Origin of the sequence: Paenibacillus nuruki, from assembly GCF_001721045.1 — a bacterium.
Lineage (GTDB): Bacteria > Bacillota > Bacilli > Paenibacillales > Paenibacillaceae > Saccharibacillus > Saccharibacillus nuruki.
On sequence record NZ_MDER01000036.1, the window covers coordinates 36,736 to 63,300 of the forward strand.

General features: G+C 39.9%; 24 protein-coding genes and 1 riboswitch. Of the genes, 10 read left to right on the forward strand and 14 right to left on the reverse strand.

Features of this window, described 5'->3' with window-relative positions; all coding sequences use genetic code 11:
* Positions 1–17: 17 nt before the first annotated feature.
* Entirely contained in the window at positions 18–821 is an 804-nt protein-coding gene (thiM, locus tag PTI45_RS10325) for a hydroxyethylthiazole kinase (protein WP_069327494.1), read from the reverse strand.
* 170 nt (positions 822–991) lie between these two features.
* Positions 992–1,094: riboswitch (TPP riboswitch) on the reverse strand.
* A 185-nt stretch (positions 1,095–1,279) separates the two neighbouring features.
* On the reverse strand, positions 1,280–2,110 hold the full coding sequence (locus PTI45_RS10330) for an alpha/beta hydrolase (RefSeq protein ID WP_069327495.1): 831 nt from the start codon (positions 2,108–2,110) through the stop codon (positions 1,280–1,282).
* Between the two features lie 148 nt (positions 2,111–2,258).
* Here PTI45_RS10330 and PTI45_RS10335 point away from each other — a divergent pair, with 148 nt between their 5' ends.
* The 3 genes from PTI45_RS10335 (at position 2,259) to PTI45_RS10345 (ending at position 4,631) form a co-directional block, all read left to right on the forward strand.
* Positions 2,259–2,927 carry a DUF1129 family protein gene (locus PTI45_RS10335; RefSeq protein WP_069327496.1) on the forward strand — a complete coding sequence of 223 codons (669 nt, stop codon included), beginning with the start codon at positions 2,259–2,261 and terminating at the stop codon, positions 2,925–2,927.
* Positions 2,928–3,093: 166 nt separating this feature from the next.
* Positions 3,094–3,660, forward strand: a complete 567-nt coding sequence (locus tag PTI45_RS10340) for a TetR/AcrR family transcriptional regulator (protein ID WP_069327497.1) — start codon at positions 3,094–3,096, stop codon at positions 3,658–3,660.
* Positions 3,661–3,893: 233 nt separating this feature from the next.
* Positions 3,894–4,631: an MBL fold metallo-hydrolase gene (locus PTI45_RS10345; RefSeq protein ID WP_069327498.1), complete on the forward strand. Its 738-nt coding sequence runs from the start codon at positions 3,894–3,896 to the stop codon at positions 4,629–4,631.
* A gap of 72 nt (positions 4,632–4,703) precedes the next feature.
* Here the strand turns inward: PTI45_RS10345 and PTI45_RS10350 are convergent, their stop codons facing one another.
* Genes PTI45_RS10350 through PTI45_RS10360 form a run of 3 tightly spaced genes read right to left on the reverse strand, consistent with a single transcriptional unit; the run spans position 4,704 to position 8,655 of the window.
* Entirely contained in the window at positions 4,704–5,723 is a 1,020-nt protein-coding gene (locus PTI45_RS10350) for a FecCD family ABC transporter permease (RefSeq protein ID WP_069327499.1), read from the reverse strand.
* On the reverse strand, positions 5,720–6,715 hold the full coding sequence (locus tag PTI45_RS10355; protein ID WP_069327500.1) for a FecCD family ABC transporter permease: 996 nt from the start codon (positions 6,713–6,715) through the stop codon (positions 5,720–5,722). Before PTI45_RS10355 ends, PTI45_RS10350 begins: the two co-directional genes overlap by 4 nt.
* On the reverse strand, positions 6,712–8,655 hold the full coding sequence (locus PTI45_RS10360) for an ABC transporter substrate-binding protein (protein ID WP_069327501.1): 1,944 nt from the start codon (positions 8,653–8,655) through the stop codon (positions 6,712–6,714). Before PTI45_RS10360 ends, PTI45_RS10355 begins: the two co-directional genes overlap by 4 nt.
* Before the next feature lie 168 nt (positions 8,656–8,823).
* Here PTI45_RS10360 and PTI45_RS10365 point away from each other — a divergent pair, with 168 nt between their 5' ends.
* From PTI45_RS10365 to PTI45_RS10375, 3 genes are all read left to right on the forward strand, one after another.
* Positions 8,824–9,546 (forward strand): MBL fold metallo-hydrolase, encoded by a 723-nt coding sequence (locus PTI45_RS10365; protein ID WP_069327502.1) that lies wholly within the window; start codon positions 8,824–8,826, stop codon positions 9,544–9,546.
* Positions 9,547–9,714: 168 nt separating this feature from the next.
* The gene (locus tag PTI45_RS10370; RefSeq protein WP_069327503.1) at positions 9,715–10,728 is read left to right on the forward strand and encodes a hypothetical protein; all 1,014 of its coding nucleotides are present in this window, start codon (positions 9,715–9,717) and stop codon (positions 10,726–10,728) included.
* Between the two features lie 227 nt (positions 10,729–10,955).
* Entirely contained in the window at positions 10,956–11,969 is a 1,014-nt protein-coding gene (locus PTI45_RS10375) for a nuclear transport factor 2 family protein (RefSeq protein WP_069327504.1), read from the forward strand.
* 84 nt (positions 11,970–12,053) lie between these two features.
* Here PTI45_RS10375 and PTI45_RS10380 read toward each other — a convergent pair whose 3' ends face one another.
* A complete protein-coding gene (locus PTI45_RS10380; protein WP_069327505.1) occupies positions 12,054–12,506 on the reverse strand; it encodes an Lrp/AsnC family transcriptional regulator in 453 nt (150 codons plus the stop codon).
* A 163-nt stretch (positions 12,507–12,669) separates the two neighbouring features.
* Here PTI45_RS10380 and PTI45_RS10385 point away from each other — a divergent pair, with 163 nt between their 5' ends.
* Positions 12,670–13,938, forward strand: coding sequence for an MFS transporter (locus PTI45_RS10385; RefSeq protein ID WP_083243461.1), 1,269 nt, complete (start codon positions 12,670–12,672; stop codon positions 13,936–13,938).
* A gap of 114 nt (positions 13,939–14,052) precedes the next feature.
* Here the strand turns inward: PTI45_RS10385 and PTI45_RS10390 are convergent, their stop codons facing one another.
* Complete coding sequence (locus PTI45_RS10390; RefSeq protein WP_069327506.1) at positions 14,053–15,153, reverse strand: glycerol dehydrogenase; 1,101 nt, start codon at positions 15,151–15,153, stop codon at positions 14,053–14,055.
* Positions 15,154–15,573: 420 nt separating this feature from the next.
* Here PTI45_RS10390 and PTI45_RS10395 point away from each other — a divergent pair, with 420 nt between their 5' ends.
* The 3 genes from PTI45_RS10395 (at position 15,574) to ppk1 (ending at position 19,189) form a co-directional block, all read left to right on the forward strand.
* Positions 15,574–16,509 (forward strand): polysaccharide deacetylase family protein, encoded by a 936-nt coding sequence (locus PTI45_RS10395; protein ID WP_069327507.1) that lies wholly within the window; start codon positions 15,574–15,576, stop codon positions 16,507–16,509.
* A 146-nt stretch (positions 16,510–16,655) separates the two neighbouring features.
* Positions 16,656–16,883, forward strand: coding sequence for a hypothetical protein (locus tag PTI45_RS10400; RefSeq protein ID WP_069327508.1), 228 nt, complete (start codon positions 16,656–16,658; stop codon positions 16,881–16,883).
* Positions 16,884–17,044: 161 nt separating this feature from the next.
* Positions 17,045–19,189, forward strand: coding sequence for a polyphosphate kinase 1 (gene ppk1 / locus PTI45_RS10405; protein WP_069327509.1), 2,145 nt, complete (start codon positions 17,045–17,047; stop codon positions 19,187–19,189).
* Here the strand turns inward: ppk1 and PTI45_RS10410 are convergent.
* From PTI45_RS10410 to PTI45_RS10440, 7 genes are all read right to left on the reverse strand, one after another.
* Positions 19,122–20,678 (reverse strand): Ppx/GppA phosphatase family protein, encoded by a 1,557-nt coding sequence (locus PTI45_RS10410; RefSeq protein WP_069327510.1) that lies wholly within the window; start codon positions 20,676–20,678, stop codon positions 19,122–19,124. The two genes, ppk1 and PTI45_RS10410, sit on opposite strands and share 68 nt — an antisense overlap.
* A 262-nt stretch (positions 20,679–20,940) precedes the next feature.
* Complete coding sequence (locus PTI45_RS10415; protein WP_069327511.1) at positions 20,941–21,594, reverse strand: type 1 glutamine amidotransferase domain-containing protein; 654 nt, start codon at positions 21,592–21,594, stop codon at positions 20,941–20,943.
* A 521-nt stretch (positions 21,595–22,115) separates the two neighbouring features.
* A complete protein-coding gene (gene thiD / locus PTI45_RS10420; RefSeq protein ID WP_069327512.1) occupies positions 22,116–22,940 on the reverse strand; it encodes a bifunctional hydroxymethylpyrimidine kinase/phosphomethylpyrimidine kinase in 825 nt (274 codons plus the stop codon).
* Positions 22,941–22,980: 40 nt separating this feature from the next.
* Positions 22,981–24,207, reverse strand: a complete 1,227-nt coding sequence (bcmE, locus tag PTI45_RS10425) for a thiamine pyridinylase (RefSeq protein ID WP_069327513.1) — start codon at positions 24,205–24,207, stop codon at positions 22,981–22,983.
* Positions 24,208–24,250: 43 nt separating this feature from the next.
* Positions 24,251–25,015, reverse strand: coding sequence for a class I SAM-dependent methyltransferase (locus tag PTI45_RS10430; protein ID WP_069327514.1), 765 nt, complete (start codon positions 25,013–25,015; stop codon positions 24,251–24,253).
* The gene (locus PTI45_RS10435; RefSeq protein WP_069327515.1) at positions 25,015–26,016 is read right to left on the reverse strand and encodes a thymidylate synthase; all 1,002 of its coding nucleotides are present in this window, start codon (positions 26,014–26,016) and stop codon (positions 25,015–25,017) included. The genes PTI45_RS10430 and PTI45_RS10435 overlap by 1 nt, the downstream gene beginning before the upstream one ends.
* The gene (locus PTI45_RS10440) at positions 26,006–26,473 is read right to left on the reverse strand and encodes a nucleoside 2-deoxyribosyltransferase (protein WP_069327516.1); all 468 of its coding nucleotides are present in this window, start codon (positions 26,471–26,473) and stop codon (positions 26,006–26,008) included. The genes PTI45_RS10435 and PTI45_RS10440 overlap by 11 nt, the downstream gene beginning before the upstream one ends.
* Between the last annotated feature and the right edge of the window lie 92 nt (positions 26,474–26,565).

Below are 26,565 nucleotides of genomic sequence, written 5' to 3' on the forward strand. Positions count from 1 at the left end.
GCTTATCTTGCCAAGCGCTAGACTTTTGCGATTTTTGAATGGGTGGATACGATATCGGGTGTGACTAGAGAGAGTTGATTGATAAATTCGATCTGAAAGCTACCTGTACCTTGTCCTGCGGTCTGTTGGTAAGCAATCTCTGCTGCGATGCCGTAAAACGCTAGTGCTTCAACTACAGCGTTTAAGCGTTCTTGTGACTCTATAGGATCAGCCACTGCGATAAATGCACCCACAACAGCACTGAGCAGACAACCTCCGCCTGTGACCCGTGTTAAGATGCTGTGACTATTTGCAATGGTATAGGTGGTATTGCCATCAGTGACCACATCTTTTTCGCCTGTGATCGCTACGATACATTTCAATTGGCGAGCCGCTTGTTTAGCAATCTCGACCATATTTCCTTCGCCTGCTCCTGCATCCACGCCTTTGATATGCCATTGTTCGCCGATGACATTAGCGACTTCAGCCACATTGCCACGTAACACATCAATCTGGACATGCTCAGTAATCTGTATTGCCGACTCGGTACGATAAGGTGTCGCTCCTGCTCCTACCGGATCAAATACAACAGGTACACCTGCTTGATTAGCTGAGCGTCCTGCTTGGAGAATAGCTTCAACTGTATAAGGATCAAGCGTACCGATATTGAGCACCACAGCACTTGCCATTGCAGCCACATCTGTTACTTCTTCATGGGCATATGCCATAAAAGGAGAAGCGCCCAAAGCCAGCAATCCATTGGCTGTAAAATTAGTCACGACCATATTCGTAATATTATGAACAAGTGGATTTTGTGCTTGTACTTTTGCTAAAAAGCTCATTTGATTAGCCTCCTGTAATAAATAGATATTTTGCGATTACCCTATTCTATTTGGATTATATGTAGAAAAGGTTAGGCTTTATCCTATAAGGGCTGAACGCAATAAAGACCCATCCATCTCTAAAGAGACAAATGGGTCAAACATTCATTCAGGTAGATATAACTTGAGTGAAAATTCAGCCTCCACTTCCCTCCGCTAGTATAATCCAGATCAGGTTCCAAGGGTCCGAAAATCCATTTTCGTCTCAGCCAACAGGCTCCCCTAGTGAAATCAGTAACTATTCAATTGTTCTTTCTTACCATACCACTGGTGAATGATCTGGTAAAGAGTGAGAAATTGGTTAATATCTTACTATACAAGCGCTTGGCAGTATAAGTGCTACTTCTTCTAGTCCAATCGAACATGATTTTTGCGATAGCAAAATATCTTACGATATAAGTGTTTATATTGCCAAACGCTTATATCATCCAGTGTTGCCAATCGGTCTGAGCCACTTCACGTCCTGTAAGCCATTGACGGGTTTTGTCCAGCAATTCACGTCGGTGTGTACCGTTAGAATACGTATGATCTGCTTGAAAAATGATCTCTTTATCACAGCGTCCTTCTGAACGTGTCCAGAATACTTTCTGATATAGAAAGGCATAATCGACAGGGATCACATCGTCGCCTGTTCCATGAATAACGAGCACATCGCCATTAAACTGCTTGGCTTCTTGAAACGGTTGATAATTGCCAAGTGAATCAAAGTATATTGGCGTAAATGAATACCCTAGATGGTCGGCTTTGCCTTCGATCACTGCTTGATCGTATTTGTCACGTCCTGTTAATTTGACGATATCGTTAAATGGATGCCCTACTGCTGACCAGAGCACCAGACTTTTGACACGTTGATCGCGTACCGATGTCAGAATCGCTACAGCTCCGCCCAAGCTATGACCAATTAAAGTGACCCGTGTCGGATCAATATCACTGCAAGTCATCGCATAATCAAGTACAGTACGAGTCTGAGCAACCATTGATTCTAAGCCTTCATTGCCATATTCGCCGCTGCTTTCACCGCAACCTGCATAATCAAAACGAACCACCATATAACCGTCAGCCGCCAATTCACGGGCTGTACTAACAAATAGGCGATCCACTCCAATGCGGCTGCCTACAAAACCATGGCAGATCACAATCAGCGGTGTACGGCTTTTGCCCCGTCCGGCTAATTGCGGTTCCTGTTCTGGATAATGAATACTAGCTGTCAGATCCAAGTCGTGATGTCGAATGACGATATTGCGTTCCATGATGATTCCTCCTTTTAAATAAACAATTCCGATAAGTTTAATGAGCTTTAATCTTGAAATCATATTATCATTAACGCTAGATCATTGTCAACGCAAGGAAAGTATGGCAAAATAATAGATTCGAACAATGAGAATGGAGGAATAAATAATGAGCACAATACGCCAGATGGTTAAGGATATTAATGTTGTACGAGATCAGTTAAAACCCGAAAATTTAGATTACTATGATGATGTGATTGTCCATGTACGGGATGCACGTATTGATCGTGAAGCTGGTGAAGAATTACTTTTAGAAATGGGTCATCATTTATTAGATGCACAGAAAAAAGGAAAAACCGCCAAACAGTTATTTGCTAAAGATTCGATGGAATATGGCAATATGTTAATTCGTAATTTACCCGAAAAGCGTCAATTGAGCAAGCCGATGTATTACTTGATGATTCCTTGGATAGCGCTCACATGGGTTTTTCTTATTCAAGCACTCATGGGTCTATTTCGAATCAGTATTAGCGATTCAGGAATTGTCGGGCAGATTAATGTAGCCACACTGATTATTGTCGCTGTCGGTTCGATTGCTTTAGTCGAAATGCTAACTCGATTTACCGATCAACCTGTTGAAAAAAGTGACACTACCAAACCGGGTATGCAAATCAATGCTCGCGCTATTTTGACGTACTTAGTAATTTTGATTTTGATTTTTGGTGTAGGTATCTTTTTACGTCAAGTGATGCCTGTGATTACGATTGTACCGTGGGTGAGTTTACTGTTATTTGTGATCGGAGTAGTTGGACAGAAATTTATTTTTATGCGCAAATAACATCGCTGATCTCTAGTAGATAAGATGAGTAGATTAATGTTCTATTTTGCTAATTCTATGATTATAAATTACAATAACGAAGAATTGATGAATATGCATAGCTGATAAACGAATCCTATTCATTAATGACGAATAGGTATAGTTATAATTGAAGGAGGTTTATACATTGCCACCTCGTGCCGGTCTTAATCTCCAATCTATTGTAAAAGCAGCCACAGTCTTAGCAGATGAACACGGGCTACATGAAGTGACACTAACCATACTAGCTAAAAAGCTAGGTATTCGTTCGCCTTCTCTTTATAATCATGTGAATGGACTACCGGGATTACGTCGTGAAATGGCATTAACTGGATTGGATCAGCTCAAAAATGTACTGATGTACGCTACTGTAGGCAGATCGGAAGATAAAGCGATTCGTGAGATGTCGCGTGCTTATCTTGAATTTACCCGTGCTCATCCCGGACTATATGAAGCGACGCTTTATATTTCTGATACGGATGATAAAGAATTGGATACAATGAAGAATCAAGTATTAGAGTTATTTACTCAAGTGCTCGCAGGGTTTGATCTAAATGACGATGCTCTTATTCATGCGATACGTGGACTACGTAGTGTTCTTCATGGATTTAGTTCTTTAGAAAGAACAGGTGGATTTGGTCTGAAGGTAGATGTGAATCAAAGCTTTGAACTGATTATTGATACCTTTTTACAAGGTTTGCATACTTCGCAATAACAATCATAAATCTATACATACACCATTTCTATTGAGATTCGGTACCTTTGTGTACACCAATCTATCTTTAGAATGGTGTATTTTTTTATGGTTATGTCTAAATTATCGTGTACTCATGAGTAGAAAAAAACAACTTTTAAGCTAAAGAAGATATATATTTATTTAAAATAATGAATATAGTTATTGATTAAACTAATACTATTAGTTTATAGTGTAATTAAGAGGTGATTAATATGAAAATAGTTAGTAAAAATAAATTATATCAACTTATTTTTTTACCCGGTGTTTTTCCGGTAAATTGTTATATAGTCGAAGAAGAGTCCAGTCTGACGTTAATTGATGCAGGATTACCTAATAGTTACAAAGGAATTCAACAAGCGATTGCTCAGATTGGGAAGCCATTAGGTGCTATTATTTTGACCCATATTCATGATGATCATGTAGGATCGTTAGATACATTACATCAACGTTATCCAGATGTTCCTGTGTACGTTTCGGAGCGAGATGCACGCTTGATGATCGGTGATATGACGTTAGACTCGCATGAACCGCAGACCAAAATTAAAGGCAGTGTTCCCAAAAAACTACAAACTCGTCCTTCTGTTTTGCTTCATGAAGGTGATCTGATCGGCTCTTTGCAAGTGATTGCTACTCCCGGTCACACACCTGGCTCTATAGCGCTGCTTGATACTAGAGATCGGTCGCTTATCGCTGGAGATTCTTTTCAGACAAGAGGCGGTGTTGCTGTCGCTGGTTCTGTACGATTGTTCTTCCCGTTCCCTGCATTAGCTACATGGAGCAAAGAGCTTTCTTTACAAAGCGCTAAGCGACTGCTAGCTTTACAACCCAGTCTACTTGCTGTAGGACACGGTCATATGATCGATCATCCTTATGAAGCTATGCATACCGCTATTCAACAAGCAGAATCACAATTGAAAAAGTCTTCTTTATCGATCAAACAGTCTCTATAATCAACATCTATATCTTCCTGCTACTATCTCTCCACCTGTAAATAAACAGCAAAAAACCATGCAGATCAAGCATTAACCTGCACGGTTTTTACTTTTATATTCACGCCATAATAGAAATAGAAAATAAGGTGCTCCAATCACAGACGTTACCAATCCTACTGGAAATTCTAAAGGTGGAGCCAGTATCCGTCCAATCACATCTGCCAGTAACATCATGATAGCCCCTACCAATGCTGCTACAGGAACAGAATACCGATGCCCGCCAGATACTAAGCGCCGAGCAATATGCGGACTCACCAGACCTACAAAACCGACCATACCTACAACAGCTACTGAACCGCTAGCTAATATAACAGTCATCAGAAGCAAAATCGCCCGCATCCACTCGATACGTAATCCTAGCCCTTTAGAAGATTCTTCACTCAGTCCAAAAATATCTAACGATTTGGCTAAAAGCCAGATGATAGGCACAACAATGATAATAATCGGTGCTAATTGCATAACCTGCTCCCAATGACGTCCCCAGAGCGAACCATTTAACCAGAGCAGAACGGTATTGGTATTCGTAGATGATTGTATGATAAGTAACTGGACTAATGTGCTTCCACAAGCGCTTACCGCTATGCCGACTAATGCCAGTCGAATAGGATCGACTCCATTGCGGTACGATAACCCATATACACAAGAAGCTCCGATCGCTCCGCCGACAAAAGCAGTCAATGATGTAAGCCATGTACTCTGCATCTCTACAGGTAAAAGTAGTACTGTAGAGACTGCTCCTAGTGCAGCTCCTGCGGAAATCCCTAATGTATCCGGTGCCGCCAACGGATTACGCAAGATTTGTTGCGCCACCAGACCCGACACCGCAAGCCCACTTCCTACTAATATCGCCAGTATAATTCGAGGCAATCGATAATGAAGAATAATATAGGTAAGATCAGCATCTCCACGCTGAATAAATGCTTTGCCGATCTCTAACCAGCTGATACGTACTGCTCCAACTTGAATACTGATCATCATCAATAAGCAGGTTAGTACGCTAAGAATCAAGATGATGATTAGATTACGCTTTTGACCGATAAGGTTATTCATGATGAACTCCTGCTCTGCCGTCTAGCTAAATAGACAAAATAAGGTGCACCGATAAGAGCTGTTATAATCCCTACAGGTGTCTCTGCTGGAAAATTCACAAAGCGTGAACCGATATCTGCTAGTGTTAACAATATCGCTCCGAATACTCCGGCAAAAGGAATCACAAGACGGTAATCGGTTCCTACCAGATAGCGTGTCATATGCGGTACGATTAACCCTACAAAACCAATCGGCCCAACAATAGAAACGGATATCCCTGCTAGCACAATAACGATCACACTGCCTACAATGCGCACTGTCCATATTTTCTGACCGAGTCCACGCGCAATATCTTCGCCTAAGTTTATTAATGATAAGGATCGACTAAGACTGACAGCCATAACAAATCCGATGATGCTAAATAGAAGCAGTAATTGGATTTCCTCCCATTTGACTCCTGCTGCTGATCCAGCGAGCCAGAATATGATTTTACTAGCCGATTCTTCATTAAAGATCAATAATCCCTGTGTAAAAGAGGATAGCAGCGCTTGAATCACTACACCGATTAATGCCATACGTACTTCTACTTTGCCCCCGCGAATCGCTAGGCTCATTATCAGCACAATCAATACTGTGATAAGACCACCGGCAAAGCCTGCTCCTGCAAGAACCAATCCATTTACTGTTGGCAAAATAATAGTACAGAGTACGATCATAAAAGAAGCGCCTGCATTGATTCCAAATATACTTGGAGAAGCTAACGGATTACGAGTCAAAGCTTGCATAATACAGCCTGCAATACTGAGATTAGCGCCAATCAGCATCATCGCTATCGCCCGTGGCATCCGCAAAATATGCAAAATAATATGTTCTTTCACTGTAGTGGAATAGTGCAGAAGATAATCGATGACGGTGGCTAACGATATCCAAGACGAACCTATCATAAGCGAGCTAACAAATAGAATCAGCAAGATCGCTAGGCTAGTTACGGCTAAGATCCATTTTGGGATCATTGAAAGTAAGTAGTCGCTTCACTCATGATATGGGTAAGTGCCGGGATACTACGTTGTCTTGACCATTTAGCCAATTCAACTTCATGCGCTTTGCCTGTTTGTACGGCTTTTAGTTGATTCCAGAGTAGATTATCTTTTTGCCCTGCTAATACAGATGGATCGTCTTCATTGATTAAGATCAGCAGTTGATCTGGATCTATCGCTAACAATTGCTCTGTCGTCATCAGTTGACTGACTTCTTCTGTATCACTTAATGCGTAATTTAGCCCTACCGCTTGCAGGAATGATGAATGGAATGCTTGATCTGTGCGTACTTGAAACGATTGGCTTGCTTCTTCATCAGCCGCAATAATCAGCACGGATTGATTCCTGTTAATCGATTGCTTTAGCTTTGCCAATTGTTGTTGATGGTTCTCCAGCATAGCTGTTGTTTCTTCCGACTTGCCTAACGCTTCACCGATCGCTCGTGTAGAAGCCATAATATCTTCATAATTAGCAGTATCATTTTTGAAAACAATCGTAGGCGCAATAGCTGATAATTCTTCATATACATTGCTATGACGACTCGTATCCGCAATAATCAAATCTGGCTTGAGCGTACGCATCACTTCTAGATTGGGTTCTGAACGTGCTCCAACGGATGTATATCCTTCTATATAAGCCAGTGTATCTTGTGGAAAACGTTCAGGCTTATCATCATCAGCTACACCGACAGGTTTGACATCCAATTCAGCAACAGTCTGGGTGAATCCTTGCTCTAACACAATAATACGTTTTGGCTCAGCAGGCACTTCAGTACTGCCTAGATCATGAGTGATCGTACGTGTAGATCCTTGAGTAGCATTGTCTCCGCTTGCACTTTGCTTATTTGAATTGCCTTCACTTATCGGAGTCGTTGAAGATGTAGGGGTAGAACAAGCCCCTAACAATAATGTAAAACTAAGAAGCAGCATTAACACTGCTGAACGTCTGATTGGATTATGCATCATAAAAGTACCTCCGCTTAAAGTGTGATTTTGAGAATCATTATCACTATAGCGGTGTACATCTAAGCCAACAATAGAGAAATCGGACATCGTGGATGTCATATTGGGACTCCATAGCTGTTGACGACGTTCCTGACGATAACGAATAGGCGATAATCCTTTATACTTTTTGAACATACGACTGAAATAATACCCATCTTGATAACCTACATTCATCGCAATATCTTGCAACGTTAGCTCTGTATGAATAAGCAGTTCACTCGCTTTTTGTATACGAAAACGAATCAGATAATCAGACGGACTCTGCCCAATATCACTGTTACGAAACAATCGAGCTAAATGACGTGGACTGCATTCTAATGTAGCTGCAAGTGAATCGATCGTTAGCGGAAGTTCGTAATGCTCATGAATATAACGAATCGCTTGAGTCACAAGGTCTGTTGTTGTGTTCTGAGCTTGATCTGTCTGCAATTGTTCCAATATGTCGTACACTATTTGCATAAAGGATGATCGTACTTGAAATTCTTGTAATAGATGGATATGCGTCCATGCTTGCTGTAATTGTTTGATTTTATCGTGTACGATTACGGGATGATGTGGTTTGAGTGCATAGGAAGTGTCTAATACATAATGATGATCTGTTAACGCATAGACATTAGAATTGGAAAGCAACAATTGTGGTCGGTATAGCACCAGATAGTATTCTAATAATTCATCCAAGACTTCAATCTGAAGAATACTTCCTTTACCGCTATGTATCATATGAAATCGCTCTGTAGGATAAGCGGTATGATCGACATGAATAAGCGCATGTCCACGCACTGTATATAGAAATCCATTTTCAGGTAAAGGATAAGGTGACACATACTGTTCGTATGGAATGAAGTGATGCTGAACATCCAACACGTGGATCGAAGCTTGATTCCACAGTTTTATATATTGATCTATATTCATCGCTAACCCCTTTTAACAAACGTACTGTATTGAAGTAAATGATCCCCTTTCTATTTTAATGATATTCATTCTCAATTACAATCGTTTTCATTTTTTTACATATTATTATAACTTCCCCCTATCACTGATCCATCAATGGTAAAATGAAGATTAGAGGTGATTACACACATGCGTGTACAACGCGAGAGCACATTACATCAAATGACATGGTTCGCTCATCTTTTTCCGGTGAACTGTTATCTTGTAGAAGAAAATGAAACACTAACATTAATAGATACCGGTTTGTCTAGCAGTTATAAAGGGATTGTACAGACGATCCATAGTCTGGAAAAGCCACTCACTCGTATCGTGCTTACCCATGTTCATACCGATCATATGGGTGCATTAGATCGATTAAAACAGTATTATCCTGAAGCCAAAGTCTATATCCCCAGACGGGATGCTCGTATCATCAGTGGGGATAGGACACTTGATTCTCATGAAGCACAGCGTCCGATTCGTGGCTCTATTCCTAAGCGAATCACCACTTCTCCTGATGTGTTAGTCGATAACGGTGATCAGATTGGTTCATTATTGTCTATTGCTGTGTCAGGTCATACGCCGGGATCAATGGCTTATTTGGATACACGGAATCGTCATTTAATCGTAGGCGATGCTTTTCAGATCAAAGGTGGACTGGCTGTCGCTGGTCATATGCGGTGGGCATTTCCTTTTCCTGCATTCGCTACATGGGATAAACACACTGCATGGGCAAGTGCTCGCAAATTACTACATTACCAGCCGTCTCTGCTTGCAGTCGGTCATGGTTCTTTCCTTCGTCAACCTGAAGCTCCTATGCGTGCGGCAATCGAAGCCATGACTGTGAAATATAGCTTTACGTTGTCCAATTGATACGTTTATTGTACATAACGATGCTTTCAGACCATCTGACTAATGATGTAGAGAACACACACTAGAAATGACATTGTTTTTACTTTAGATTCAGTGCAGATTCGCAAGGGTAGGGATAGGAATAAGGCTTTATATAGCGTGATTTCAATAGAGGGGGAATGATAACTTATGAAATTATTCAAACAAGTCGGTCTGTGTACGGTGACTGGTCTACTAGTATTGCAAACAATCGGATGTAGTCAGCAAAGTGCGCCTACACTAACTACGATAACTTCTGCATCTGACAGTAGTACTATTCCTGTAACAAGCACAAGCAATAACATCGTTTTAGCATCGGCGTCCACAACAACATCCCCATCTGCAACTATAGTTGCCCGTTTCAAAAAAATGTTAACCAGCAGTGAAAAGCTTCCTCAAGCAACAGCTTATCTCAAAACGAATATCAAAAAAGTATCTCCGCAAACAGGTACTTCGTTGGTTCTAGCATTAGAAAATGCACAGAACAAATATATGGATGCGTGGACCAATAAATATACAGAATCGATTCAAAAAAAACTAATGAACATGTATACATCAGCTGAAGTCTATGGTGATGAAGATATGGACGATATGATCAAGCGTGCTCAAGAGCCTGCGCTCAAAAAATTATTGTCTAATACCCAAAAAAGCGGTTATCGCATTGTGAATATCGAAGGCTATTATATGCCGATTATTGATTACGATCAGTACGATGCGTATGACGATTATGTCACCAAAGATATAGATGCCTATATTGATATTATGGCGGAAGAATCCGATCAGCCGGCAATGATAGATGCAGGGCTTGTGATCGGTTGGGATGATCTATTAGAACGTACTTTGGATTTGGAGCAATTTATAATGAAATATCCAACATCTCATCGTATAGCTGATATGAAGCAAAATTATCAGTATGCTGTGTATAGCGTATTTTATGGTGCAGATAATACTCAACTGTTCGACAGTCTTAGTAAAAAGATCGATCCTGACGCTAAAAAACAGTACCTAGCTGTACTTAATGATGAAGATACCGCAGAAGATTATCCATCTAGTACTCTTCTTAGCGATCTACATGGATTAATGGATTTGGCAGCACAATCGAATGATAAAATGACTGCTAAATTAGAAGCTTATCGGCAACAAGTGGCTCCGCTCGAATCGTAAAACTTGCCTAGAATGTGCAACTTAATATTCCATATGACCGTCTTTGCTAGTATAGGGAGACGGTTTTTGACTGTACTTGATCATTCGTGAAAGTTGTCGATTTTGTCATTTTAGGGATATGATAGTGAACTATGGGTAATAGAAAAAGGATACACTTCAAGCCCAATCCAAAAGTGAAGTTTGCTTCGCAGACGTTTTTTCACTATTTATAACAAAGGAGTTTTATGATGAAAAAAATCAGTTTGATCCTAACCAGCATTTTGTTAATGTCTGCTCTGGCAGCATGTACAAGCAATTCCAGTACGACAGAACAACCAGCCACTACACCTACTACTGAAAATACAGGTACAGGCAATCCGGCAGCAACGAACCCTGAAGCGACTACACCAACAGAAGGTGCTACTTCAACGGATCCGGCTAGCACAGAATCGGCTTCTGCTCAAAATGCCAAAATTGTAGCTAACAAAAAAGTTGTGGCTAGTATGTATCAAGATGTACTCAATGGACATCAGGCCGATAAAATAGATATGTATCTTGCAGATGATTACAAAGAACATGATCCGATGATCGCTACAGGTAAAGAAGCGTTCAAAACATATATCGCTTCATTTATCAAAGCTAATCCTGACTACAAAGTAAATGTCAAAGGTATGATCGGTCAAAATGATCTAGTGGCTGTGATGAATTATCCGATGGCTAATCCGGATGATCCTGGTCAAGCAGCTGTTGATATTTTCCGTGTAACCGATGGTAAGATTGTAGAGCACTGGAACACTGTTCAATCGGTAACAGGCGCTTCTAGTATGATCCAAAACTTATTACCAAGTGCATCCACAACCGCAGATGTAGCTGCAACAGATAAAGCGATCGTTGCTTCGAATGCTCAATTTGTAAGTAACTTCTTTAACAGCTTTTTTGTAGAGCATAATACAGATGCAGCTTCAGGTGTTGTGAGTGAATCTTTGGTGCAGCATAATGTGAAAATGAAAGATGGCATTGAGCCATTGGTGAACAACTACCTTGCTCAATTCCGTGCCAATCCAGATAGCACAGCAACAGTCGTCAATATGGTTGCAGAAGGCGATATGGTATTGATCCAAAGTCAGATGAAAAAGAATGCTGACGATGCAGGTCAATCTGTTGTCCAAATCTTCCGTGTTGAAAACAATGAGATTGCTGAAATGTGGATGCTTTCACAAGATGTCCCTGCCAAAACAGTAAATGAAAATGGTATGTTTTAAAAACAACAATAAACACCCCTCTTCTGCATACTAGAAGAGGGGTTATTTCTGTTACTTTATTATATTCATACATACACTACCTATTTATACTAAAAGATTTTCTGTTTGTAGAGAAGAAATCAATCCACTGAACTCAATCGGAGCAGACATCACTAGCAAAATCATATAATGTCCCCATAAATCGCATTGATTACCAAATTCTTCGATAGATGCAGTCGAATCACTGACTACTTTGAGCATGTAATTGTATTCACCACTAATCCGATAGCATTCAATCACTTCTGGAGCAGAACGGCAAAACTCTAAAAAAGGTGTACATTTTTCTGTTTTAAATAAGATATATGCTGTTGCACTTTTTCCGATTTTCTCAGGAGAAATAATCGCTCGAAATTCTTTAATAACCCCTTTTTCTTCTAAACGTTTGACTCTTTCCGTCACTGCGGGTTGAGTTAATCCTACATATTTGCCTAATTGAGTCATCGATACTCTTGCATCCTGTTCCAAAATAGCAAGAATCTGCTGATCTGTGTGATCCATATACGTTCTCCTATACAATTAAATTTTTAGATATCAATTACTTGTAATTCATTAGTAACTACAATTAAATAACTTGTTTTTGATATGTAACCACATTTTCTTATTCATTATACTAAATATATACCTATGAAGTAGCAAGGTTTACATTAAAGGGGGAACGATAATGGAGCAAAAGCAAAACATTTCAAAAGATACACCAATAGTAAAATCTTTGGTTCACTCTACCACCAAATCTACTGATGCTTTAGAACAGCCTGTACCGTTAGATCGATTGCCATGGGCAGGCTTGCTTGTTCTAGCGATGACCTGTTTTATTGGTATTCTTACCGAAACACTTCCTGCGGGTTTGTTACCTCAGATTAGCTTCGGCTTAGGGATTTCAGAAGCTTCTGCCGGACAATTAGTTACATGGTATGCTCTAGGATCACTATTGGCAGCTATTCCGCTGACTGCGTTGACGCGTAACTGGCCTAGGCGATCATTGCTACTTGTCTGTATTGTAGCATTTCTGCTTTTCAATACGATTACAGCGGTATCGGCTAGTTATTTGATCACAGTCATTGCTCGATTTGGTGCAGGGGTTGCTGCTGGAGTTCTATGGGGAATGGTTGCAGGTTATGCAAGAAGACTGGTCTCGGATCGATTAAAAGGACGAGCGATGGCTATCGCAATGTCAGGCACGCCTATTGCGCTTGCTCTGGGTGTTCCGCTGGGTACATTTCTAGGTAATTTTGTAGGTTGGCGATGGGTATTTGGCATGATGTCTATACTTTCTTTTCTATTGATATTTTGGATTTACTGGAAATTACCTAATGTAAAAGGGCAAACGACTTCTCAGCGTTATTCGTTATCTACTATTTTTTGCCTACCAGGTGTACGTCCTATTTTAAGTGTCGTGTTTATCTGGGTATTAGCACATAATATATTGTATACCTATATCGCTCCTTATTTAAGTTTTACCAGTCTAGCTCAACGTACAGATGTTGTTTTGTTTGTATTTGGTGGCACTTCTATTATTGGAATCTGGATTACGGGAGCTTTAATTGATCGTTGGTTACGTAAATTAGTGCTTATAAGTATTGCTATTTTCACCTTAGCTGCTTTTATTTTGGGCATAGGCAGTCATTCTGCGATCCTTATTATGGTGGGTGTCGTATTATGGGGTGTTACTTTTGGAGGAGCGGCAACCTTGTTACAGACGGCTTTAGCTGAAGCTACCGGTGAACAAGCCGATGTTGCACAATCTATGCTTGTCACCTCTTGGAATCTTGCGATAAGCGGTGGTGCAGCACTCGGTGGACTTCTACTTTTATCGGTAGGAAGTCTAGCCCTTCCTTGGGTATTAATGCTACTGGCTCTCGTGGCTTTCGTCATTTCATGGACTGCTAGTCGTTACAGCTTTGTTCCGAATTCTTCAGTTCATGATACTTAATCTAATGATAGTCACTTATTTATTCGTATCAAAAAAGAAGCCTTTACCTGTGTATTGAGGTAAGGCTTCTTTTTATTTAGATATACGTGTTGCATGTATTGTTAAAAGTACTCTTTATTTGTACGTTTGAGCGATTGCATTAGCAGCTACAATCGCATTGTAGACATCGTCTGCGGTTACTGGGAAAGGCATATGACCCATCGTATCGTCCGGTGCACATGCAGATTCAGCCACTTGGCGCCATTCTGCTTCTACAAATTCAGTCATACCTAAATCTTCAAGTGTTAATGGTAGACCGACTGCTTTGATCAAATTAACTACGGTTTCGAACTCTTCTTTCGGAGAGTTTTCCAATACCAATTGAGCTAACAATCCGAATGTGACTTTCTCACCATGTTGAGCGCGGTGGATCGAAGGAACAGCAGTCATCCCGTTATGAATCGCATGTGCCGCGGCAAGTCCACCGGATTCAGCACCTACTCCACTCAAGTAAATCGTTGCTTCGATGGTATTTTCAACCGCTTTAGTCACAACTTTTTGTTGGACGGCTTTGGTTGCGCTCACTGCATTATCAAGCAACATTTCATAACATAATTTAGCCAATCCAAGTCCGGTTGCTGTTGGTTTCATCAGAGCAAGATTATCTCCATTAGAAGCATAACACGCACGAGCTTCAAAATAAGTGGCTAGAGCATCGCCCACACCCGCAGCGAAGAAACGAACAGGTGCGCCTGCAAGAATACCCATATCTGCAAGTACGGTATCTGGATTATTTGGTAAGAATAAGTACTCATCGAAAGAACCATCTTTTTTATAAATCACAGCAAGTGCGGTACAAGGCGCATCTGTAGACGCAATCGTTGGGAAAATGACTACAGGAAGTTGCTCATAATAAGCAGTCGCTTTCGCTGTATCTAACGTTTTACCGCCACCAATACCTATAATAACGTTCGCACCGGATTGCTGTACTAATTCACGGTGACGCATCACTTCTTCTTTGGTACATTCATATTCGAATTTCTCAAAATGTACTTTATGATTAGCAGCTGTAAATGTAGGTGCTGCTTCTGTTTGCGCACGTTCTAATATAAATTCATCACAAATGACATAAGCATGATCACCATAACCACGAGTATAATCATTGAGTTTGGATAATAAGTGCTGACCTGTAATAAATTTTCTAGGTGAAGTTACTGATCTGACGAAATCTGCCATGATTCACACATCCTTTTGGATAATTACAGTCTACGATTCTATATTCCTGACCGACAGAGAGACCTTGCTTGATAGGTTCAACAATAAGCCTTTGACGTGATATTTTGCCATGTGATACTTATCACTACAGACAACTATACTCCTTCATCTCTCCAAACCAAGTGAATTATGTCACTGACAAACTTTTGAAAATGCGCTATGGTAAAGCGTTTGCAGAAGAAATTTCCTTTAATACCGGGATAGAACATAGAACCACAGCACCATAAAATTTTAGTTTGACGAAGCCGATATTAGATATAGAATGATCTCAGCGCTTATACTGCCAAGCGCTAATGTAAGATATTTTATAATATAAAAATCATTGCTGTATTGAACTTAGTCGCGCTTATACTGCCAAGCGCTTAGAAAGGAGAAATAGTGATGCGAGCTCGATATTTATTTGTAATCATGCTCTATATTTCTATTGCATTTGTGATTACGTTTTACATACTTAGCTTAAAGTATCCACATGCTTCAGCTTTTTCTTATAAGACTTGCAAAGCTTCCTACGATACCAAGAATGACCTATTTGCTAACTTGCTCCATGCAGGCGAAGATAATGTAGCATCTGCTTCTGAATCGATTAAGACAGCTCCTGAAGGCAAAGCTGCACGGATTCCTGTACTGATGTACCATTATGTAGTGCCTGAGAAATATAATGTAGAAAAGAAAAATAATGCTCGGATGAGCCTAGAGTCATTTAGCAAAGGAATGAAATATCTGCACGATCAAGGATACAAAACAGCAACCTTGTCTGAATTGGAGCAATATGTGAATGGGGAGATCCAGTTACCTCAAAAAACAGTGGTTATTACATTTGATGATGGTTATCAGAACAATGTGGTCTATGCCTATCCTGTATTGAAGAAATACGGATTCCATGCGTCTATCTTTATCGTAGGTACGAAGCTCAAAAGCAAAACGCAAAAATTTCTACCTAAAGAAAAAACAACCATTTCGCGCAAAGAAATGAAAGCGACCAAAGATGTATTTGAATACAATAGCCATACGTACAATCTTCATTACAAAAATACGATTCAATGTGGAGATACCGCTGCGGTGGGTCTAGAAAATGATCGTCTCAAAAATGATATTGAATTAATGAAAACCAAAACAAAGATTGATACCCCTTATTTTGCGTATCCATATGGAGAATATCAGGATCAAATGATCTATACGTTACGTGAAAATGGATATCGCATGGCGTTTACTGTCAGACCTGGATTTGTTCATCCTGGTGATGATCTGATGCATTTACCGCGTCTGAATGTGAATTCTCATACCGAACTCAAACATATTCTGAATTTAAAAGAATAACCAATACCTGATTGCCTCTATGCTTGAATCATCTGCATATGAAGTGATCGGGTATTTTTTTCATCATTAGCCTATTATCAAAAACAAGCGACAAGGGTAATATATTAAAAATAAGCGATGTAATTATCTGAAGGAGCACATACTTGATGACATTAGCCGAATGTTTGAGTCATTTACATCATGATCTATTACTTGTTAATATGCACAAGCCCGGTTATCTCACCCGTTCAGTTGCTGAATTGCAAAAAACGATTTCTCCAGACATACTGAATGAAGAAGGTTATGAACTGCGTACCCATGGTTTTAACTTTGGACGCACCCAGAAGAAAGCGATTGGCAAAGTGAATGGCCCTAATTTATGGAACGAATGGTAATCAGCCTTTACACAGCGTTAACAATTGCACGTTATAATGACTCTATATGAGTCGTTTTGACACTTTATGACAAAGGTATTCGTATGATTTGGAATTACACATACTGCAAGTTACACTAGATAAAGAATATAGTTGGATAACAAAGATTAAGCGGAGGCATTATGGAAAATAAACAAGTGAACCATCCTACTCACTCAAGCTATATTAACCGTGATCTAAGCTGGATCGAATTCAACAGCCGGGTACTGGAAGAAGCTCAAGATCCAGACGCTCCCCTGTTAGAACGTATCAAATTTTTGGGCATTGTATCCCGTAATCTAGACGAATTTATGAGTGTACGTGTTGCTGGTATTCGCAATCAAATTAAAGAAGGTTATCTCAAAAAAGACTTTACCGGCTATACTCCGTCTGGTCTATTCAAACGTCTGACCAAAAAAGTAGAAAAAATGGTTCATACTCAATATCGTACATACCGTGAACTGATGCGTCTACTTGGTAAACAGGGCATTACGGTGAATCGTTATACCGATCTTAGTATCGCTCAGCGCAAAGCAGCAGATACTTATTATGAAGATGTCATTTTCCCTGTATTGACACCGATGGCAGTCGATCAGAGTCGTCCATTCCCACTGGTACATGGATTGAATGTATACCTTTCTGTCGTGCTAGAGCATGGCGGTCGTGAACCCATTACTGAGAATGAACATGATGCGTTCTACTTTGCTATCGTACAGATTCCTTCTAATCTTCCAAGATTGGTTTCTTTACCTCACCGTCAAAACAGCAAAAAACAACAGTATATTATGCTTGAAGAATTGATCTGTCATCATATTCATACGTTGTTTGGAGGCTATCAACCTGTAGGGGTAAATGCTTTCCGTTTGACTCGGAATACCGATCTGGATATTAACGAAGAAGAAGCGGAAGATTTGCTAGAAGAAATTGAAAATAAACTACGCAAACGTCGTCGTGGTGCACCTGTACGTCTGGAAGTTGAAAAAGATTTCCATCCTTTTGCACTTCGTATGTTACAGGAAGAATTCGATGTGTCTGAAGCCGTGTATGAAATCGATGGACCTTTGGATCTTGGATTTTTGCTACCATTCTCGGACTCTATACAAAATCATGAATCGTTACGCTATCCACCAGAGATTCCACGGTATGCCCCTGAATTTCCAGAAGGCAGTGATACCGACTTTTTCAGCGTCATTAAAGAGCGTGATGTATTGCTGTATCATCCGTATGAATCATTTGATGTAATCAGTGATTTTATTGAACAAGCGGCTGAAGATGATGATGTCATGGCAATCAAGATGACGTTGTATCGTGTAAGCGGACGTTCTTCGATTATTCAAGCGCTCGCCAAAGCTGCTGAATCGGGTAAACAGGTAACGGTTGTTGTTGAACTTAAAGCTAGATTTGATGAAGAACGTAATATTGCATGGGCACGTACTCTGGAAAAAGCAGGTTGTCATGTGGTCTATGGTCTAGTTGGACTCAAAACACATGCCAAATTAATTCTTGTGGTACGCCGTGAAGCCGATGGTCTCAAACGTTATATTCATATCGGTACAGGGAACTATAATGCGTCTACTGCTAAATCATATACCGATATTGGTCTGTTAACGGTAAATCCTCATATTGGTGAAGATGCATCAGAAGTGTTTAACCATATTACAGGCTATACTGAAAGTCATGAATGGCAAGCTGTCGCGGTTGCTCCGGATACGATGATGAATAAATTTATCGAATTGATTCAACGGGAAGCTGAACATGCACGCAAAGGTAGACCTGCACGCATTATTGCCAAAATGAACTCGTTATCCAATCAACAAATTATCGACGAGTTATATATCGCTTCTCAAGCAGGCGTGAATATCGATCTGATTATACGTGGAGTGTGCTGTTTACGTCCGGGTGTCGTTGGCTTGAGTGAACGCATTACCGTTCGCAGTGTAGTAGATCGATATCTGGAACATTCACGGATCTATTCTTTTGAAAATGGTGGCGATCTTGAAATCTGGCTATCCAGTGCAGACTGGATGACTCGTAATCTAACCCGCCGTGTAGAGCTGATGTGTCCATTGTTTGATAAAAACACAAAAGCCACTATGCAGCGCATTCTAGCTCTTATCCTTGAGGATAATATCAAAGCTAGATTGCTACTACCTAGTGGCAGTTATGAGCGATTTGATAACGGTAAGCCTCCGTTACGCAGTCAATTTAAAGCGTGGGAAATTAATTCTTGGAAACCATATGTACCACCAGTCTCACTCTTACGTCCCACTCCTTCTCCAAATCTCTAACCGCTTCCGTAATTTCATGTGTTTCCATAGAGGCTTCGGTATGACAGTGAACTGTCAGCTCGAAGTCTCTTCCTTTGCGTACAGCGACTAAGCGATCAACAGGTTGCGTTTCGCTCACATCCATAGCAGCAGCCAATTGAAGAACAGCGCCTAAGCGGCGAATACGTTCTTCGTCTTTAGGATGAAGAATATCGGCGTACTCGGTAGAGATCCTTCTTTTTTTGATTTTGCCTTTACTGCCGAAAATAGCGATAAATGCGACTAGCACCGTTTCCCGATGATTAAGTCCAGCTACAGCACGAGTCGTTAATAGATAACGAGTATGCTCTTCAAAGTCATGATAGCCAATTTTCATACCTACCCGATACATTAAAGAAGCGGTACGCAGGATTTTGCGATTAGAGACGTCTCCTTGACCTTCTCCAAGTGCTTCGTATAGTTCAGAAGATAACTGTTGCACCCAGCGTAAATGTCGTTGACGGGGCAAGGGCTCTCCGTGTAAAGCTGCACCGATCTCATATTCCAACACATCTTCGACAATCGCATTGTCTTTGCCACGTTCCCATTCGAAGAACAATCCATCACGTAGACCTGTTCCACTAATCACATAATGAGAACAATGCATATAACGGAATAACGTATTCAAAATAATAACCCCGGGCACAATAATATCACTACGGGTTTTGGATAGACCGGCAATGCGTTTGCGCTGATCATTACTCATAGCTGGAAGCTGTTGATAATAATAGTCAGTATCTTCTGCTTCTAGCGTATAATGATGAATCTGCTCCAGAGAATATTTTAATTTACGTTGATGCATTTTACCTACAGCACGAATCGTTCCACCTAGACCGACCATAGGAAGATCAGGGTGCTCACTAATCCATTCATGCTTTTGCGCGGCATCTAGCACCAGTTGTCGAAGTTCTTCAACCGAAGACTCTTCCCAACGCCCGGTCGTTTCATTGCCGAATCGCACATTCATATTGACAGCTCCGAAAGGAAAAGACACACTGGAAACGCGAGCACGATCACGGAATAAAGTAATCTCTGTACTTCCGCCTCCAATATCAATAATATAACCGTCTTCGATATCAATTCGGTTAACTACGCCAATAAAGCCGTAATGCCCTTCCATTTCACCCGGTAACAGTTCTATCGTGAGTCCAGTTTCACGGTTCAAGTAGTCGATGACTTCTTCGCCATTACTCGCATTACGAATAGCCGCTGTAGCCACAGCACGAATCTCTTCTACTTCATACGCTACACTTACTTCAGCAAACTGCTTTAGAACAGGCACGATCACACTGACCACTTCAAGTGGCATATCTCCTTCAGGTGTAACTATTGCACTTAGACGAGCAGATTCTCGACATTCTTTGAGAACCTGATATCCGCCTCCATCCCCTGTCTCATAAATAACCAGACGAATCGAGTTCGATCCTATATCCATAATCCCTACACGGCGACGTTCTTCCTGCTCTCTCATCGTAGCTCCTCCTGACCTGTACAAGCTTCTATTTACAAAATATGCATCGTATCTTGATTACAGTTAAAGTCAGTCTATCTTATTTGCATCATTGTCACAATCGTTTATCTATCTTCATACGTATATATTTACTTATATAATCTTTGGGATATCATTGATGTGATCGGTAAAAAGAAATCTGAAAAACAAAAAGCCTCTGAGGAAATCCAGAGGCTTGATGCTTTTTTAAATATATCTATAGATATAAAGGAGAAGTTAACAATTATAGCAATTCAAGCATCGCTTTCGCTGTGCTTTCACTAGAAGCAGGGTTTTGACCTGTTACTAATTTACCATCAACGATAACATGGTCTGCAAAAGCTGAAGCGGCTACAAATGCTGCACCTTGCTCACGCAATTTGCTTTCTAATAGGAAAGGAACATATTTAGTCAATTTCACCATATCTTCTTCTTCATCTGTGAAACCTGTAATGTTTTTGCCTTGTACATAGTAAGTACCGTCTGCTTTTTTCACATCTACTAATGCACCAACGCCATGACATACAGCGCCAACAACACCATCATGTGATTCTGTATCATGAATCAATTGAGCGATCACAGGGTTGCTTGCGAAATCGACCATAGGACCGTGTCCACCTGCAAATAATACACCTGCAAAGTCGCTTACATTTACGTCTGCAAGAGCTTTAGTATCTTCAAGCATATCTGCTACCGATTGAAATTCAGCAGGAATACCGTCTGGAATAGAGTTTTTATCCAGTGTTACTTTACCGCCTTTAACCGATACGATCGTAGGTTCTACGCCTGCATCTTGAAATACATGATAAGGTGCAGCCAATTCTTCTAACCATAGTCCTGTTGGGTGTCCGTTCATTTCTGTAGCACTTGTCGCTACTAACAATACTTTTTTAGTCATATTAATCGACTCCTTCGAAGTTTTATATTTTTAAAAGATTAAGATGTATTACGTATATGAAACGAATGCAATCGTTAGTTATATACTCCACTCAATACATAGTATACAACTTTTTTGTGCACAATCAAATTTTTAGCAAAAAAATTTTGAGTATGAAACAATAAAGTACACTACTTTAGTATCGTCGCTCTCTATTACTTTAACCTTAAATCAAAGCTGTCAAACGATATACATAAAAATGATTACTTTCTTTGCTTGTTATTTTACCTTGGTTGCTATAATTCGTCCTATCTCTACCAGAAGAAAATATCTAATACAGTGTGCAAAAAAGATTCTAGCTTTTTCTCTTTGTTTCGTTTAGACCGCTTTGGTTTTCGTTGCATACTTCTTTGTCCCCTTATTCGCTTTGTATGCCTGTCTATTTAAAATGCCAATAGAGTAGCAAAAAATGAACAGATTAAAGGACATCCCTCTAATCTGTTCGATATTTTCATTATCCTTCACTGGATAGCTTCACCTTATTAAATGAGCTTGGTTGAATCACTCTGACGCAATCCATGTTGATACAAATCATAAAAATGGTGCGTAGGACCGGGACCTGAACCCAGATTCAACGAATGACGAATCGCTGTGGTTACATAAGCTTTGGCCTGCTTAACCGCTTCTTGTAAATTACCACTTAATGCAAGCCCTGCTGCAATAGCAGAAGAATACGTGCATCCTGTACCATGCGTATTCAAAGTATGAATTCGTTTTTCTGTAAAATAATACATTTGCTGACCATCATATAATATATCTGTAGCTTCATCGCCAAGTGAGTGCCCACCTTTGATAAGTACATGACGCACGCCTTGATCGGCTATTCGCTTAGCAGCTTCTTCCATATCCTGTATCGATTCAATTGTTATCCCTGTAATCCGCTCTGCTTCTGGAATATTAGGTGTCAGGATATCGGCAAGTGGTAAAATGTCTCGAATCAATGTACCTACTGCCTCTTGTTTCATTAATGGGCTTCCATTTTTGGCATACATGACAGGATCGATCACAATATGTTCAGGACGATACTGCTTAAGCTTATAAGCAACAGCTTCCATACAATCACGATCCGATAACATACCAATCTTAACAGCATCTGTGCCGATATCTTCATAGATTGCATCAATCTGATCGCTGATTATTTCTGGCGTGATATTCTGAATACTGATCACACGAGCTGTATTCTCAGCCACTACAGATACAATCACACTCATACCGAATACACCATACGCTGAAAATGTTTTGAGATCTGCCTGTATGCCAGCGCCTCCGCTACAATCAGAGCCTGCAATCGTTAGTAATTTTTTCATCATCCGTCTCCTAATCTCAATAGAATAGAAGTAGCTTTGGTTACTGCACAGCCACTGTTGCTAAGCGATCTGTAATAGTGACTTTGGCTTGTTCGATCCAATTTCTTGCATCTGGTCCCATTTTGAATATTTTGTTATCGGGATGAGTAGCAATCGGGATCAATTGGCTATAAATCGGGAATTGCTGTTGCATTTTTTGATATACACTATGTCTTGCAGGTAACAAATATTGAGGATACACTTTAGCTTCATTTGGAGAAATAGCATCTACCATCGTTTGACTAGCTGTAATCACATTTGCTAATTTGATAGCAATGTCTTGCTTGGCAGGATCTGTAATAGCCGAATTCACACCAACCATATCTCCATAAAACACAGGAATATCTGTCTTATTGGACATGGAGATCGTTTTAAAATTCACATCATCTGCATAATCACCCATACTAGACATTGCTTCTGTATATCCAATAAATGCACGACCTATACCGCTACGGAACCAATCTGCTCGAATATAAGCATCGTTGTTGTCAGGCCAGTACTCAATTTGATCTTTACCACCCATTTTTTGTAATTGTTTTAGACTTTTAAATGCTTTTGAATTTAATGTATTAGGGTCAGGTAAAACGGTATAATCGCTATATTCTTGACGAGTATCTAACAACGCATCGAGGTACATAGCTGCTTTGGTAGTACCGCTAGACATATCAATCAGCAACCCTTCATTATTTTCAGGAATAACGCCTGTCGATTGTCGTTCACCTAAAATGCGATATAAGTCGGGTACACTACGGACAGAGGCAAGGGCTGTATCATCTTCCCGATAAAATAATAAATTCGTACACACAATTTGCGGAATACAGTAGGCTGCTCCATTTACTGTACATCCTTCCATAGCAAAATCAATAATATCTTGGCGATCTTGAATTTTATTTTGTGGTATCGCTTTCAAGTATCCTTTGTCTACAAAATGAGATAAAAAGATCGCATCAAATACGAACACATCTACATTCGCATCTGGATCAGCTTCATATCCATCCCATTTGACAAAATTCAAGCGTACATTAGGCTCAACTTCTGCCCAATTTTTCACTACGGCTTGCTGAAAACGCTCTGGATCAGGAACATAATCGTATAATGCTACATTGATGACTGTTGGTTGATCTGTAGCCGCTGCATAACTGTAACTAGCATTGGGCAGGATACCAAACATCATTAGAAACGAAATAACAACCAAAAATCCTTTTTGGCGAACAGTACTATTCCTCATTATTATTACCCCATCTCTTTATATCGATTGGTCTATCACATGCTTACGCCGATTTTATAGCTTTATAGATAACAAAAGGGGCTTGATACTGCTCATCACCCCATTTCGAGTGATCATATTGCTCCTCATACTGACGTAACTTGCTGACCGAAATATCATCAATACATGGTTCCATGATCTGAATAGAATCAAAACCTGCTTGTTCTAACATCTCTTCATAAAAATGCTTGGACCAATAAAAATCATTTAAGATTAAATCTGAACTTTCAGGAATCTTGAGAAACTGTTGTTTGCGGTCTCCGTCTGTATATTTCTTTCCTTTTTCTCCATTGCGAAATGTAGTGAACTCATATCCGGTTGCATCTGGATTCGAATCCAATACTAATAACGGCTTGCCCGGCTTCAGTACTCGGTAGATTTCTGTAAGCATATGACGAATATGATCTACACTAGAATTATTAATAATCACAAAACAGTTCACAGCGCAATCTATCGAATCCGATTCTAAAAAGTCTAATTGATTATTGTGAATCAATTGATAATTGATCTGCGGATGTGCTCGTTGATCTGTTGCTATTTTCAACATATTCTCTGACTCATCTACAGCAATGACTTGATAACGCTGGTGTTGATTTGCTATGCGTTCAGCCACTTTCCCAGGGCCACAGCCATAATCAAGGATCGTATGAATAGTAGGATCTGAATCCAACACAGCAAACAAATAACGGAACCCTAAGATATCTTCTAACATATCGTTATATGCATTGAATTGAGTGGATACAGTATTTTCTTTCCAAGAAGTATGCATTACATCTCCTCCATTATGATCGAAAAGTAAGATTCCCACTTCTGCTGAACAAGCATCTGATAAAGGGGAATCAATTTTTGGTAAAGCGTATGGTCTATTACTTTCTTCTGTTGAATCGATTGATACACAGCGAATAGCAAAATCACCTGTTTCCAGTAATCATCTATATCCAAACGATCAATATCCACTGGCTTTAAAGTTATTGTTCCTTGTCTAAGTTGCTGTTCATACTCAAAAACAACTTGCAGATCTGATCGATTATCTTTTAGAGGCATAGGAGGAAAAGGATAGGCTGGTACAGTTCCGATCTGTTTAGCTTTGGAGAGTACTGTCTTCGTCTGTACATAATCTGTCTCGTAAATGTGGACAGAAGCTACATTATGATAGTATTTCCCCACCTCTATTCCTAACTCGGTAGCCATAAGTTCTTGTAGAAAAGTAAACGAAAATACATCACTCAGCATGCCACGGTAAGCATCATTTGCACGCATATAACTACTCATATACAGTTGACCTTCACGGATAAAAAACTGCAATCCGATAGTACAAGACACATCAATATTTTCTAGTTGAAGTACTTCACTGGCATCAAAAATAGATAGAAATGCACGTTTGGAATCAGGATCTTCACGAAGCACTTCTTTAATACGCTCCCATTGATTCAATCGCTTATCCCCATATGCAAATAATTTGGGTCCATAAGCTGTTCCTGTTAATGTGCGACCGTCTGCTGAATATTTGCTCATATTGCTGGCATAATAATGGATAAAGTCCAGATTATTACTACCTGATAGATACCATAAAGCTTCTGCAAAATTAAAAATAATATTGGTCTTCCGCTCGGGTACATAACAGATGCGTTCAATAGGAGATTCAATTCCATACGTATAATTCAGAACTTCCCGGCTTCGATTGCCACGTGGCTGATTATAGAATTGCGGCTTATGATATACCTCGGCAAGCGTATACAGATAAGCATCATGAAAATGATTAAAGATCATAAGCAATAAGCCTTTCTTGCAATACCTGTTCCAACTGCTGAATACAATCTTCTTCCGTATGATACGTTACATAATCAACAGGACATACCGTGTGTAAGCCTCTCACCAGATAAGCGTACTGTTCAAGATCATGATCTAATAGTAAAATCATATTTTTCTGCATAGCAGATGCCCAACCTATTTCGATATGAGTTCCTGGGGATGCTGGGATACCGGGCAAAGCCACAAATAAATCACATTTTTCAATCTCGTCAAAATCAATTTTGGTGCATTGTTCTGGAGGCATAAATTTCTGTCCCCATTGTTCTCTTTTGTGCGCATTATGTACCTCATAACCTCGACTTTCAAAAAAATCGATCAATCTTATTAAGAAATTCTGCGTCCCTTTTTCCAAGGTAGCTGTTTCCATATTCATTAGATTTTTAAAAGGAGCTGCCAAAAATAATTTTTTATTCATATTCTACCCTCCAATGATATTTTATTTACAATATATACTAAATAATATCATTTAATGTTATTTTAGTAAATAAAGGGTATTATCCCAAAAAT